The following is a 14264-nucleotide window of genomic DNA, read 5'->3' as shown; positions in this document are numbered from 1 at the left end:
ATTATTGTTTGGAAGTTTTCATTTCATTCAACATAGAAGACAGGACGAGGAACCGCTCGCGGTCGTTCTCATCGAGTGCTTCATCCACTCTTCTCATTAACATTTCCAATGACATGGTTGCAGCGCTTTCTTCCAGGAGCTGTTCCGCAATTTTTCGGTCTCGTTCACTGACCTGCAAATCATCGGGAAGGTACGGGTTCTCTTCCCGCACCATCGCATATTGAGGGCACGCATGACTGTTTGGAAAGTTTAATTGAATAAACATTTTTTCTTCCGGATGGAGACGTAAATCATGAAACGACTTCTCGGCATCAGCCGTCATCAAGTTTCCTTTATAGAAACGAAACGGAATACTTTCTGAATTGGTCGTGGAGATCACCATTGCTCTTGGACAATAATGTGCTTCGTCAGTAAAGTGGACGTTTTGAAGAAGCTGTTCATGGCTTAGAAGATAATTCAAAATCCAAACACATTCCCGGCGCTTTAATTTGTAGCGCTTTAGAAACCACCGTACAAAATCCTTTTTGGCAGCGACAGGAATCATGGCTGTCATATCACACCTCCTCGTCATTTGACAATTCAAGAAATGCGTCCCATTCATCATGGTGTTCGATTGCTACTAGTTGCTTTACTATTTCGATGGCTTCGCTCCGTTTTCCTTCTTCTAAAAGGAAATGTGCGTACCGATCAAGAAAAATCGGATCATCTTTCATTCCAACATATGCCTCACTATAAGATACGTATGCATCATCGAATTGTTCCACCCGCTCCAAAGCATATGCTTTAAAAGCTGTTAACATCGGCAGATCCATTTGTGCTTCGTCCGTTTCGGCCAATAGTGAAAGAAGTTCTTCATCTTTTTCTTGCTCATTGTATAAAGAAGCTAAAGCGATTAGCGCATCGATATATTCCGGGTCTAACGCTAAGGCTTCACTTAGGTGCTCTTCCGCTTCATCAGTCTTCCCAAGTTTCAATGCGGATTTTCCTGCTGCCAATCTCAGTTCTTTATCAAATTCATCTCTAGTGATACCTCGTACAAATAATTCATACGCCTTCTGGTCGTCACCTAACCTGGCATAAGATTGGCCTGCCAGCATATAGGCAGAGAAATAGTCAGGATCGAGCTCAAGTAATTGTTCCATCAATTGAGTGGACCGTTTTGGCTGATCTGCTTGGAAATAAGCGTAGGCCGCTCCGAATAGATCATCAGGTGCCGATGAGTCTTTAAGCAGCTGTTCATAATAGGGAATCGCTTCTTCATATGCAGCACCGGCACTATAGGTTTCAGCCAATCTGGAAACGATTCGGATTCCACCGATATCGTTGACCCCTTCGTCATTCAAACCAGAATAGAGGGATGCCGACTCGACATATTTCCCGCCGTCCAATAATAATTCAGCGTAGGCAAAACGAAGTACCGGTTCATCCGGCATAAGGGCTAATGCCTCTTTCACTTTCATTACCGCGGCTTCGGACATGCCAGACATTTGGTAGTAATCCGCTAGAGACAATAAGGCTTGGACATATTCATCCTCATCGGGTGTGATGGAAGTTAAAAGTAATAACGCCTCATCTTCCTTACCCATTTCCAAGAGTGTTTCCGCCCGGTCGATTTTCAATTGCCCTTCTTCAGGCATCAGTTGAAGCAATTCTTCGTATAATGTATCAGCCAATTCCACATATCCATAGTCCATCATCATCCCAGCCAAATCATAGAGATTTTCTGGTTCCTCGGTTCCTTGCTGAAACATACTGATTATCTGTTCAATCTGCAGCCGCAGATCTTCTAGATTGCCTTCTCTGGCTGCCTGCATTAAATTCTCTAACTGACCCATATTTTCACCTGTTCTTTCGCTTTGTATACATGCGGGACATCGCACTTTTTAGGAACGGCCGGACAATCGGTATAAGTCATCAAAGAAGTTTGGATAAGAGACCGCGATGCAAGAAGGATCCTCAATTTGAACCGGACCTTCCGAAACAAGAGCAGCAATGGCCGACATCATGCCAATACGGTGATCGCCATAGGATTGAAGTGTTGCCCCATACAACTTGCTCGGTCCGGTAATGATCATGCCGTCTTCCGTTTCCTCGACTGTGGCTCCCAGCTTCTTCAGTTCGGAGGTGACGGCTGCAATCCGATCCGTTTCTTTTACACGCAATTCTTCTGCATCTTTGATAACTGTCTTGCCAGTTGCTTGTGTCGCCATCAAAGCAATAATCGGCAACTCATCGATTAATCGGGGAATCATGTCTCCTCCGATTTCAGTTCCATGAAGTTTGGCGCTTTTCACAATGACCGTTCCGTACGGTTCACCATTTTCCCCTTTTTGGTCAACAATTTCAACTGTCGCGCCCATCTGTCTCATCACATCTATCATTCCTGTGCGGGATGGATTTAAACCAACGTTGATGAAGGATATCTCACTTTCCTGTACAATCGCAGCAGCGGCCATGAAGAATGCGGCAGACGAAATATCACCAGGAACGATAACATCACAGCTTTTCAATGCTTGCTTCCCTTTTAACCGGATTTCTTTGTCATTCGTCTCAATCTCTGCTCCGAACTGGCGGAGCATCCGTTCTGTATGATCCCGTGAACCTGTCTTTTCAATTACGCATGTTTCCCCTTCAGCTTGTAGCGCTCCAAATAAAATGCCTGACTTCACTTGAGCGCTCGCAATTGGCATTTCATACTGTATGCTTTTCAACTGATGGCCAGTAATTGTCAAAGGTAAATAATTAGCGTCTCCTTCACCTGTAATGCGTGCTCCCATTTTTTCAAGTGGTGCAATCACTCTTTTCATCGGACGCTTTGATAAATAGGCATCCCCGGTCAAAGTAGACTCCACTTTTGATCCTGCCAATATTCCGAGCATAAGACGGGCCGTCGTTCCGGAATTCCCTGCATAGAGCGGTCCGTCCGGTGTTTTCCAGCCATCAATACCTGGACTGTCGATGAAAACCTGGTCCCCTTCTCTCTCGATCGTCACTCCTAATTTGCCAAAAATATCAATTGTGCAAAGACAATCTTCTCCCGGGAGAAAACCAGCTATTGTTGTTTTGCCAGCTGCAATTGAACCTAACATGACGGCACGATGGGAAATCGATTTATCTCCTGGTACCTTCAGCTCTCCACGTAACGTTGGATTCGTGAACTCCACTGTTTTCGTCTCCATATTGACGACCCCTCTTCTCAAATGATATGCATACTATAATCTGTTGCTTTTGAAAGTACTTGTCTCGCTTTCTTACGATCCTCAGCAGTTTGGAAACTGACGACTAATATACCGTACACGTCCGTCCGGGTCTCGACAATCCGGATATTCGTCAAACTGATCCGCTCGTCTGCAAGGATTTTAGTGATCTCCGAAATCACACCTGGATGGTCAGGCACATCGATATGCAGATCAAACGGCATGTATAAGGCACCTTGAACTGCACCTTCCTTTGTAGAAGGCAAATGATCCCGATATTGTTTTGCTTCTGCAAAAAAATCAAAAATCCGTTCGGGTTCATTTGAAGTAAGCATGGATCGGACATCTTCCATTTCTTTCATCCAGCCATCGAGCTGATGTAAAAGCTCATCTCTGTTCTGTATTGTGATATCTCTCCACATAATTGGATCTGCGGAGGCAATTCTCGTCAAATCCCTGAAGCCGCCTGCCGCCAAATTTTTCACAAAAGGTTGTCCTGCTTCCTGTTTTGCAAGCAGTCCAACCATTGATGAAGCAACAATATGCGGGAAATGACTGACAATAGCCGTCATCCGATCATGCTGTTCCGCTTCAAGCACAACGACTTTTCCTTTGGTCGATGCTAAGAGATCCTTTAGAGAATCCACTTTGGAAGAATCCGTCGTCTCACGCGGAGTCAGTATATAATAGGCATTTTCAAATAAATGTGCTTTTGCCGCACTCACGCCACTTTTATGCGAGCCTGCCATCGGGTGTCCACCAATGACTACAATGCCTCTATCCTCTAATTCTTTTGCCGCTTCCATGATTGGAAACTTCGTGCTTCCGGTATCCGTGATGATGACATTTTCCTTAAATGCCCAACCTCTCGCTTCCTTCATCATAGAAACAGTAGTATTTACCGGTGTTGCGAAAAAGACAAAATCCGCTTGTTCGCAAGCGGACTCGGCAGATGGTGCGATCATATCAATAATTCCTCGACGATAGGCTTCATCTGCGGTTTTATACGAACGGTCAAACCCGGTAATATATAGTTCCGGATTCCTTTTCAGGGCCAATCCCAGTGATCCTCCGATCAGCCCTAAACCAATGATTGCAACGTTACGCTTCATGAGAACCACCTTTTTTCAGGAGCTCATCGAATGCCTCAAAAAACCCGTCATTTTGTTGTTCGGTGCCGATTGTTACCCTAATATATCCAGGCGTGCCCAATGCATTGCCACTCCGCACAATATAACCTTGCTGGAGAAAGAATTCAGATGCCTCATCTGCATCTGCCGGCACTTGTATCAACACAAAATTAGTTTGAGAATCAAACATGTGAAGATCATGTTGTTCCGCAAATTTCGCAAACCGATTCCTCTGTTGATCATTTAATGAACGGCATTTCTCAATAAATTCCTCATCCATTACCGCCACTTCAGCTACTGCAACTGCAAGCGAGTTATTGTTAAATGGATTTCTCACTTTATTTAACGGCGTTACAACTGCCGGATCTGCGATTCCATAGCCAAGACGCATGGAAGCCAGCCCATATGCTTTTGAAAACGTGCGCAGCACAATAATATTTTTATATTGCTCTAGCAGCGAGATCGAATCGACATGTTGCTCATCTGTAATATATTCAAAATAGGCTTCATCCAAAACGACGAGCACATCTTCCGGCACTTTCTTTAAGAAATCTGCAACTTTGTCAGCAGGCATTAGATTTCCTGTCGGATTGTTTGGATTGCAAATCCAGATGACTGCCGTGTCTTTCGTAACAGCATCCAAAAAAGCATCCAAATCATGCTGTCCATCTAGCAATGGGATTTCGGTTAGGGACGCCCCTTCGATTTTGGCATTGTGAGCATACTGGGGAAATGTTGGTGTTGCCATAATCGTATGTTTACCTTCATCCAATAAAGCTCTGCAAATAATCGAAATGATTTCATCCGAACCATTGCCGAATAGGATGGACTCTTCAGATACACCATGTTTTTCCGCCAGCGTTTTGCGCAGTCGGCTGGAATGGCCGTCAGGATAGATTTCATATTGAAGCGGATTTTGGTCCAAGTAATCCAAAACTTGCTGAGACGTGCCATAAGGGTTTTCATTGGACGCCAGTTTCACTATATTGGTCAGTCCATACGCACGTTTCACATCATCAATTGATCTTCCCGGTTTATACGGTCTCATCTCTTCCAATACTGTCTTCCACTTCATATGTATCCCTCCAGTTAATTCGTCTGTAAATCCGGACGAAGCTTTATTGCATCATTATGATAAATATGCCGGATATCTTTTTGAGGTGTTTCCAAATTGACATGCATCAATATTCTGATACATTGCGGCATAGAGCCTGGCACGTCCATTTCATGCGTACACATGACAGGGACGTATTTCCATCCATCGATGGATCGTATCGCCTTTGCCGGAAATACGGATTTTATATCTGGCGTCGTGGAAACAATGACAGATACAATATCTTCCGGTGGGAACTGATTCGCATTCGCCATTTCTAGAGCAAGTGCTTCTGTCTCTTTCAATATCGCATCTATATCATCGCAATGAACTGTTGTCGCTCCTCTGACTCCTCTAACTGTCATTCCTGCCTGCCCCCGTTCTATTCTTCAACTCTTCAAATACCAACTCACATTCTTCTGCTGCAATAGGTTTTACATACGGTTTGCCAATTTCCTGAAGAAGGACGAAGTTCAACTGACCGTATGTTGCTTTTTTATCTTTCGCCATATAGTCCATGAATTGTGTAAATGGATGCTGATGGATTGGTTCGAACGTGTAACCGTTACGTTGTGCAAATTCGATCAGACGATCCGCCATGCCAGCCGGCTGTAACCCATGACGCTCGCTAAGGATTAGACTGTACGCCATGCCGATCATGACACATTCCCCGTGGCTCAGCCCGCCGAAGCCGCAAACTGCCTCCACGCCATGGCCGAATGTATGGCCGAAGTTCAAAAACTTTCTCGTTGAATGCTCAAACTGGTCTTCCTCCACAATGTTTGCTTTCACTTCGATCCCTTTCATCAATTCAACAGAAAGCCATTCTGCCGAAGGGGAAACAAACTGTGGGTTCTCTAGAAGCTCTTCCGACCACGAAGCATTAGAAATGAGGGCGTGCTTGAGCAATTCCGCCATGCCCGAACGGATTTCCCTTGCAGGCAATGTTTGCAAAATCGGTGTGTGGAACAAGACGGCTGCCGGCTGGTGGAATGACCCAACCATGTTCTTCCCTTCTGCCATATTGATGGCCGTCTTTCCTCCAACCGCACTATCATGCGCCAAAATGGTTGTAGGACATTGGATATAAGCAATTCCACGCATGAAAGTGGCAGCAACAAAACCGGTCAAATCTCCGCAGGCCCCTCCTCCAAATGCTATAAGCAGAGAATTACGCGTAAAGTGATTTTGAAGCAAAAAGCTATGGCAATCAAAAAAGACAGCCGGCGTTTTACTTGCCTCCCCTTCCGGAACAATCTTGACGACGGGGTTCACTCCTAAAGATTGAATGGAGGCTGTTAATTTCTCTAAGTGAAGGCCAGCCACTTTTTCATCTGCAATGATGCCGATTTTGTCCGCTTTTTTCAGTTGATCAGCATAGGTCGTAGAAAGTAGGTCATACGCTTGCTCGCTGATATGAACGTCATATATATGTCCAGGAATTTTAATTGTTAATTTCGCCATATTAAAACCCCTTTACATATTCTCTGTACTCGTCCAGCTCTTTCTTGAGCCCTTCCATCGTGAACGAACGGAATTCCTCCATAATCGCTTTCGCCAATTCCGTTGCGATCACATGCTCTGCTACGACAGATGCAGCGGGAACTGCACAAGGATCAGAACGCTCAATTGTCGCAACAAATGGTTCCTTCGTTTCGATATCGACACTTTCCAGCGGTTTATATAACGTCGGGATCGGCTTCATCACGCCACGAATAACGATCGGCATGCCAGTGGACATTCCGCCTTCCAAGCCGCCAAGACGATTGGATTTTCGGTAGTATCCCTCTTCCTCACTCCATGCGATTTCATCATGCACTTCACTTCCTGGGATTTTCGCCATTTCGAATCCGAGACCGATTTCGACCCCTTTGAACGCATTGATGCTCATCATCGCACCAGCCAGTTTGCCATCCAGCTTCCGGTCAAATTGCACATAGCTTCCAATTCCAGGAGGACAGCCTTCGATGATTACCTCGACGACACCACCAAGTGTATCTCCACGTTCTTTGATAGAATCAATTGCTTCAACCATCTTGGCAGATGCAGATGGGTCCGCACAGTAAACTGGATCATTTTCAACGATTTCCCGCAGTTTATCAGCAGAAAGGCCGGCATAGGCAACGGGATCCGTTTTAACACCACCAATTTCAGTCACATGTGAAACGGTATATATGCCGAGTTCTTTTAGAAATTGTTTTGCAACCGCGCCGACAGCTACGCGCATCGTCGTTTCGCGGGCAGAAGAACGTTCCAGAACATTTCGCAAATCGCGATGTCCGTATTTCATGCCGCCTACGAGGTCCGCATGGCCGGGACGCGGCCGGGTGATACGACGTTTTATATCACGCGGGTCAACATCTTCAGGCAAAGGCTCGATGCCCATAATACCCGTCCAATGCTTCCAGTCATCATTCACGACCGTCAATGTGACAGGTGAACCAAGCGTCTTCCCATGGCGCACACCTGATGAGATGACGACTTTATCTTTTTCTATTTGCATTCTGCGGCCGCGGCCATGCCCGCCTTGCCGCCTCTTCAATTCTTTATTGATCATCTCTTCTTGCAATTCCATTTGGGCAGGAAGCCCTTCAATGATGGCCGTCAGTTGCGGACCATGTGATTCACCAGCAGTAATAAATCTCATTTCCAAATTCCTCCTCAGCTAATCTAATCTCTGGATGATACAGTATCCGTTTATAGCACTTTACCAAACGAAAGGTTTTTTGACTATAGGCTATTATAAAAAAATATCCGGAAAAGTCCGGATAGGATGATATTTATTGAAGAAACTGAGCTTTTATATTTTCTTGTAGAAAAACGTATCTTCCGATTCAAAATGATATTTGGAAGGGTTGAATATTTGTTCCGTACTTCCTACAAAGAGGATGCCGCCTGGCCGCAATGCTTTGGAAAAATTCATATAGATTTGATCCTTTGCCTCTTCTGTAAAGTAAATCATTACATTGCGGCAAACAATCAAATCATAATCAGAGCCGTATGTATCATTCAATAAATTATGTTGTTTGAAGGAGACCGTTCGTTTGATTTCATCTTTCACTTGATAATATTGTCCTTCATTCACAAAATAATTTTGCAGTACCGGTTTAGGAACCTCTTTCAGCGAGCGATCGGAGTACAGGCCGACTTTTGCCCGTTCCAGCACACCTTTATCCAAATCCGTTGCGAGAATGGAAATATCAGAACGCGGAACATGGCCGGACATGACCATCGCGAGCGAATACGGTTCTTCACCAGTAGAACAAGCCGCACTCCAAATCTTCAACTTCTTTTTATCTTGTAATAGCATTGGAATGATCTTCTTATCCAGCACATCCCATCTCTGCCCATTCCGATAAAACTCGGAAACATTGATGGTCATGCGATCCAGAAATTCATCCAGCAGCACATGATCAGTATGTATGGCTTGGTAATAATCGGAGAAATTCCGATAACCTTTCTTCTCGTATAGCGAGGTGAGCCTTCTCTTCATCTGCGCCTCTTTATATAACGACAGATCAATACCTGTCTTTCGTTTGATGTTCTTGATGAACTCATCATAATCCGCCAACTGAGACCCTCCGTTCATAAGTTGTACCTATTATATCGAAAAAGACGCTCGATATGTAGCAAATATTATTTATTTTATTGAAATGTTAACGCATGTGTCTAAACTTTTAACAGGTTTTACTTATGCAAGGTGTGGGGGCTGGCTGGATGCAGCCGTTTGTCGAAAGGCACTCCGTGTTACCGGAATGTGCGCCAAATTAAACTGGATAGGCGCCAAATAGTATTGGCAATGCGCCAAAATAATCTGGGATCACTAGGGATGGGAACAGAATATGGTGATTAATTAACTGAGTTGGATGGCGATGAGTGGTTGATTGGAATGAATGATAGTATTTACCGCTGAACGCCAGTAAAGCGAAACGAACGCCATTAACTCTGGCTGAACGCCAATAAATCGAAACGAACGCCAATAACTCCTCCTGAACGCCAATAAATCGAAACGAACGCCAATAACTCCTCCTGAACGCCAATAAATCGAAACGAACGCCAATAACTCCCGCCAAACGCCAGTAAAGCGAAACGAACGCCAGATTATCCCGCTGAACGCCAGTAAGTCGAAATCCAACGCCAATATATCCCGCCGCCAGTAGGCCATACTCAGGGAACAACCGTCAGCATCCGATATAACTCGCACAAACACTAAATCCATCTCTCGCCTCCAAATCACGAGCAATCAGCCACCTCAAAAACCAGTCAACAAAAAAAACAGCCATAGCGCAATAAGCCGCCAGGCTGTTTTTGAAAAGTAATTAGTTGATCCAGCTAGTCATGGATTTGTCATAAGAAACTAGCTCTTCGTCTTTGAAGAACAAGCCGATTTCACGGACAGCAGATTCTGGTGAATCAGAACCGTGGATGATGTTTTTGCCGACTGTTACAGCGAAGTCGCCGCGAACTGTTCCTGGTGCAGATTCTTTCGGGTTTGTAGCTCCCATCATAAGACGAGCTGTTGAGATGACGTTCTCGCCTTCCCATACCATTGCGAAAACTGGACCAGAAGTGATGAAATCAACTAGTTCGCCGAAGAATGGGCGCTCTTTGTGTTCTCCGTAATGTTGTTCAGCAAGCTCTTGTGAAATTTGCATAAGTTTACCGCCGACCAATGTGAAGCCTTTCTTTTCGAAACGGCTAACGATTTCACCGATTAGATTACGTTGTACGCCATCAGGCTTAACCATTAAAAATGTTCTTTCCATTGATAACACTCCTTTGTGTATGTATCGGATTTTCTCCTTACTGATCGTACCACCACGATCACAATCTTTCAACTGCCAGCATAATTGTCAATAATTTCTCTTTCCTATGAAGGAGGCGATTTGAAGCAAGGCTTTCTTGGCATCCCCGTCCGGCAATGCTTCCAGCTCAGCTACAGCCTTTGAAAGATACGTGTCGCTTATCGCTTGCGCTCTTTCGATTGCTCCGGAATTTCGGATATAAGAAAGCATTTCGCCTCGTTCTGGTTCGGTTAACGAGCCGTCAAACGATTTCAGCATGTATGGTTTGAAATCCGGATCATCTTTTATGTATAGGATCGGCAAGGTGACATGGCCGTTCATCAGGTCGCTTCCGGCCGGTTTGCCCAGCTGCTCGTCGGTAGCAGTGATGTCTAGTATGTCATCTACGATTTGATAGGCCATCCCGGCAAAGTAGCCGAAACGGCGCATTTTCCTTACGAGAGAAGAATCCGCACCGGACACGAGCGCCCCCAATTCACAACTTGAGGAGAGCAGCAGCGCTGTTTTCCTTTTGATGCGTCGCAAATAGTCACGCAATGATTGATCTAATTTCTGCTGGTAATCAATTTGAATGATCTCGCCTTTGCAAATTTCCAGCATCGTTTCGGCCAACAGGCGGTGTACGCCTGCATGCTCGATTTCACCGATGGAAATGAGCGCTTTTGAAAAGATGAAATCTCCCGTGTACATGGCGATCCGATTATCCCATTTAGATTTCACCGTCTCAAAACCGCGTCGCATGTCGGAATTATCAATAACATCGTCATGGACAAGCGAGGCCATATGAATCAACTCAAGTGAAACGGCCACTTTTGAAACACGTTCCAATGAGTAATCGCCGAATTTGGATGCAAGGATGACAAAAATCGGCCGGATTCGCTTGCCACCTGCCCGTAACAGGTGGAGGGACGCTTGCCTGATAATCGGCGAAGAGGAATCGACGGATTTCTCAAGTTCCTTTTCAATATAAGCGAGATCCTTCCGGAAGTCTGCATAAAGCGATAATAACTTCAATTTCTCCAAAACGATTACCTTCCCTGCACTCATTATTTATAGGCGATATGTCCTGCAGCGGCACCACCGCTATATTTTTTATACGAGACTTCCCTAAATCCGGCATCCACAAACAGCTGTGCAAGCTCTTTTACGCCAGGGAAATCATCTGCCGACTCCTGCAGCCATGAGTATTCATTGTAGCTTTTAGCGAACAATTTGCCGAGCATCGGCATGATCGCTTTAAAATAAAAACGGAATACTTGACGGTATACCGGAATTTCGGACTGTGAGGTCTCCAGGCATGCTGCCATGCCTCCAGGTTTCAGCACACGTCTCATTTCGGCCAGCACCGTTGGATAATCAGGCACATTGCGCAAACCGAAGCCAATTGTCACATAATCGAAAGTATTGTCGGGAAATGGCAGCTTCATTGCGTTCCCATGCAGCAATTGGATCGTTGGATAATGATCTACTTTCGGTTTGGCATTTGCCAGCATGCCTTCGCTGAAATCCAAACCGATGACTTGTCCGTTTGGACCCGCCGCCTCTGCTAAGGCAATGGTCCAGTCAGCCGTACCGCAGCAAACATCCAAAGCCGCAGAACCCGGTTCGACATTCATGCGTGCCATGATGTCCTGGCGCCATTTTTTATGTTGGTTGAAACTAATGACCGAATTCATCTTGTCATATTCGCCCGAAATTTTTTCAAATACATGATGCACTTTTTGTTCCTTTGATGTCGTCACTCGTCATTCATCTCCTATTCGAATCGGCATGCTCAGCGAAAGGAATTATCATTTCGGTTATTTTATTTTTTATGGATATGGAGAGGAAAGATGCATTTTCCAGCGCATGCTCTGCCCGTTGAATCAATTCACTATAGGCACGCTCCATATCCGGCTCATGTATATTTTGGCCGATTACCCGTTCCTGAACACCGACTGTTCCGCTTAGTCGCTCTCCAATCCATACTAGCGGCAAGACCAATTTTACGATTTCCATATATGGAGTAAAACCATATCGTTGATAAAAATCAATAATACAGCCCGCTTCAATGATTGCGATCTTGTGGATTACTTGATCCGATCCGACGGGCGGTTTTTTCATCATATTCGTCTTCGTTTCATTAATCAGGCCGATTGTACTAGACAACGATCTAATAAACGGAAAATCCGGAAGTGATGCAAGTAAACGGTAATAGATACCGCTAAAATGATCTCCGGAAAGCACGAGCAGCTGCTGGCTTTTCGGCGTCGCATCCATAACATCAATCCGATCGTGGACATCAAATGCTGCATGGACCGCTCCTACCGCAATGGCCGATGTTTGGAGATGACTGGACCACGCCTCTCCGTTCAATAGAGGGAGCAACAGGAAAAATGCTTTTTTTTCATCTACTATCGTTCCAGAAAAATGTCGATAGACAGTCGGTTCGTAGATGGATTGTTCCACTTCGTTTACATATTCTTTTACATATTGCATGTCTGCTCTTTCCATCTTCGAATCTCCATTCATAGACGGTCGTGCGAATCAGTCAAGTCTAATTCACTCTTTCCCCTCACTGGATACAACTCCGTGTGCTGAATGAATTTCGGCTTTCCCGCGAATTTTCATTGCCGACGTATGTTCGGTGAATTGTGCAATCATCACTTCACCTTTGTCGAGTTTCTCCGTATGGTGAAACTTCGTATCGTTCCCCCTCGTCAGACCAATGACGTTCACACCGTCCTCTTTCGCTTTTATGATAATAAAGTCAGGCTGCGTCATATTACCACTCCCCATTCATGTAAGGTATATCATATCATACAAACAAAGTGTATCGCAAAGGCGTCAAACCGATTTGATCAGCGACAGAATTTCGGCTCTTTTCACATCATCATGTTCGTAAATACCCTTTGCCACGGTCGTAACCGTCTTAGCACCCGGCTTTTTTATGCCACGCATCGTCATGCACATATGTTCCGCTTCGATAATGACGTACACTCCGATCGGATTCAGCATTTCCATCATAGCGTTTGCCACAGTTGATGTAATTCTTTCCTGGAGCTGCGGTCTTCTGGCTGTCGTTTCTACTGCACGTGCCAGTTTGCTTAACCCTGCGACAACTCCATTTCTAGGTATGTATGCGATATGGGCATGTCCGAAAAACGGAACAAGATGATGCTCGCACATCGAGTGAAAAGGAATATCTTTCACTAACACGACTTCATCGTGATTTTCATGAAATACAGTTTCAAAATATTGTCTCGGATCTTTATTCAGACCTTCAAAAACTTCGGCATACATTTTGGCCACCCGTTTAGGCGTCTCAAGCAGCCCTTCGCGAGAAGGATCTTCACCGATTGCTTCCAGGATCATCGTCACAGCATTTTCTATTTTTTCGTGATCCACTTCCCTCATACTACGCATCCTCCTCAACACAAACTAATACTTCCCTTAAAAGATAGTAGCATACTACCTCATTTCCGTACAGTTCAGGGTTTCATCGAAAATCCGAAGACAGACACATAAAAGGAGCCCGTCCTTTTTGCTCGCTGAACGAGCAGAAGGAACGGACTCCTATGTAAACTAAAAGATCACTTTACAGCGTCTTTAAGTGCTTTACCTGCTTTGAATGCAGGAACTTTGCTTGCTGCGATTTCGATTTCTTCACCAGATTGTGGGTTACGGCCTTTACGAGCTGCACGCTCACGCACTTCGAAGTTACCAAAACCGATCAATTGTACCTTATCACCTTTTGCAAGTGCCGATTGGATTGTATCGAATACAGCTTCCACTGCCTTAGTAGCATCCTTTTTCGTCAAACCTGCAGTTTCAGCAACTGAGTTGATCAATTCTGTCTTATTCACACTATTCACCTCCTCTCAAAGGAAATGTTATTGCTTGTCCAGCTACGGGTGACAGCTCTACAGGTCCGTTGATCATAAACATCCGGAATAAAGCGCCTTCAATTTATATAACGCCTGTCACAGCAAAACGCCGCCCTCCGCTGTTCTTTCAACACTGTAAAAAGAGTAACATACTAAAAACCGCGGTGCAACAA

The 14264-nt window shown here is 44.9% G+C and carries 17 protein-coding genes; all 17 read right to left on the bottom strand.

Going from position 1 to position 14264, the window contains the following annotated elements; translation table 11 throughout:
• Position 1 precedes the first annotated feature (1 nt).
• The 17 genes from ACSW3C_RS04695 to ACSW3C_RS04615 all read right to left on the bottom strand — a co-directional run bounded on the left by ACSW3C_RS04695 (position 2) and on the right by ACSW3C_RS04615 (position 14070).
• Positions 2 to 553, bottom strand: coding sequence for a ReoY family proteolytic degradation factor (locus ACSW3C_RS04695; protein ID WP_238083740.1), 552 nt, complete (start codon positions 551 to 553; stop codon positions 2 to 4).
• Between the two features lies 1 nt (position 554).
• A complete protein-coding gene (locus ACSW3C_RS04690; protein ID WP_486561130.1) occupies positions 555 to 1835 on the bottom strand; it encodes a tetratricopeptide repeat protein in 1281 nt (426 codons plus the stop codon).
• Positions 1836 to 1883: 48 nt separating this feature from the next.
• Positions 1884 to 3179 (bottom strand): 3-phosphoshikimate 1-carboxyvinyltransferase, encoded by a 1296-nt coding sequence (gene aroA, locus ACSW3C_RS04685; protein WP_486561129.1) that lies wholly within the window; start codon positions 3177 to 3179, stop codon positions 1884 to 1886.
• A 17-nt stretch (positions 3180 to 3196) separates the two neighbouring features.
• Positions 3197 to 4309: a prephenate dehydrogenase gene (locus ACSW3C_RS04680; protein ID WP_486561128.1), complete on the bottom strand. Its 1113-nt coding sequence runs from the start codon at positions 4307 to 4309 to the stop codon at positions 3197 to 3199.
• Positions 4299 to 5402, bottom strand: a complete 1104-nt coding sequence (gene hisC, locus ACSW3C_RS04675) for a histidinol-phosphate transaminase (RefSeq protein WP_486561127.1) — start codon at positions 5400 to 5402, stop codon at positions 4299 to 4301. The genes ACSW3C_RS04680 and hisC overlap by 11 nt, the downstream gene beginning before the upstream one ends.
• A gap of 14 nt (positions 5403 to 5416) precedes the next feature.
• Entirely contained in the window at positions 5417 to 5785 is a 369-nt protein-coding gene (gene aroH, locus ACSW3C_RS04670; protein ID WP_486561126.1) for a chorismate mutase, read from the bottom strand.
• Complete coding sequence (gene aroB / locus ACSW3C_RS04665) at positions 5775 to 6884, bottom strand: 3-dehydroquinate synthase (protein ID WP_486561125.1); 1110 nt, start codon at positions 6882 to 6884, stop codon at positions 5775 to 5777. The genes aroH and aroB overlap by 11 nt, the downstream gene beginning before the upstream one ends.
• 1 nt (position 6885) lies before the next feature.
• Complete coding sequence (aroC, locus tag ACSW3C_RS04660) at positions 6886 to 8067, bottom strand: chorismate synthase (RefSeq protein ID WP_486561124.1); 1182 nt, start codon at positions 8065 to 8067, stop codon at positions 6886 to 6888.
• 153 nt (positions 8068 to 8220) lie between these two features.
• Complete coding sequence (locus ACSW3C_RS04655; protein ID WP_486561123.1) at positions 8221 to 8991, bottom strand: CheR family methyltransferase; 771 nt, start codon at positions 8989 to 8991, stop codon at positions 8221 to 8223.
• A 282-nt stretch (positions 8992 to 9273) separates the two neighbouring features.
• Positions 9274 to 9639, bottom strand: coding sequence for a hypothetical protein (locus ACSW3C_RS04650; protein WP_486561122.1), 366 nt, complete (start codon positions 9637 to 9639; stop codon positions 9274 to 9276).
• Between the two features lie 100 nt (positions 9640 to 9739).
• Entirely contained in the window at positions 9740 to 10186 is a 447-nt protein-coding gene (ndk, locus tag ACSW3C_RS04645; RefSeq protein WP_238083759.1) for a nucleoside-diphosphate kinase, read from the bottom strand.
• A gap of 87 nt (positions 10187 to 10273) precedes the next feature.
• Positions 10274 to 11248, bottom strand: a complete 975-nt coding sequence (locus tag ACSW3C_RS04640) for a polyprenyl synthetase family protein (RefSeq protein WP_486561121.1) — start codon at positions 11246 to 11248, stop codon at positions 10274 to 10276.
• A gap of 23 nt (positions 11249 to 11271) precedes the next feature.
• Positions 11272 to 11967: a demethylmenaquinone methyltransferase gene (locus ACSW3C_RS04635; protein ID WP_486561120.1), complete on the bottom strand. Its 696-nt coding sequence runs from the start codon at positions 11965 to 11967 to the stop codon at positions 11272 to 11274.
• 7 nt (positions 11968 to 11974) lie between these two features.
• Positions 11975 to 12718 carry a heptaprenyl diphosphate synthase component 1 gene (locus ACSW3C_RS04630; protein ID WP_486561119.1) on the bottom strand — a complete coding sequence of 248 codons (744 nt, stop codon included), beginning with the start codon at positions 12716 to 12718 and terminating at the stop codon, positions 11975 to 11977.
• A 48-nt stretch (positions 12719 to 12766) separates the two neighbouring features.
• A complete protein-coding gene (gene mtrB, locus ACSW3C_RS04625) occupies positions 12767 to 12988 on the bottom strand; it encodes a trp RNA-binding attenuation protein MtrB (RefSeq protein ID WP_238083768.1) in 222 nt (73 codons plus the stop codon).
• A 63-nt stretch (positions 12989 to 13051) separates the two neighbouring features.
• The gene (gene folE / locus ACSW3C_RS04620) at positions 13052 to 13621 is read right to left on the bottom strand and encodes a GTP cyclohydrolase I FolE (protein ID WP_238083770.1); all 570 of its coding nucleotides are present in this window, start codon (positions 13619 to 13621) and stop codon (positions 13052 to 13054) included.
• Positions 13622 to 13797: 176 nt separating this feature from the next.
• Positions 13798 to 14070 (bottom strand): HU family DNA-binding protein, encoded by a 273-nt coding sequence (locus ACSW3C_RS04615; protein ID WP_184206482.1) that lies wholly within the window; start codon positions 14068 to 14070, stop codon positions 13798 to 13800.
• Positions 14071 to 14264 lie beyond the last annotated feature (194 nt).

The sequence above is a fragment of the Sporosarcina sp. AD_1 genome (assembly GCF_057373025.1).
The sequence above is the reverse complement of the archived record's forward strand: the minus strand, read 5'-3'. Positions and strand labels throughout refer to the sequence as shown.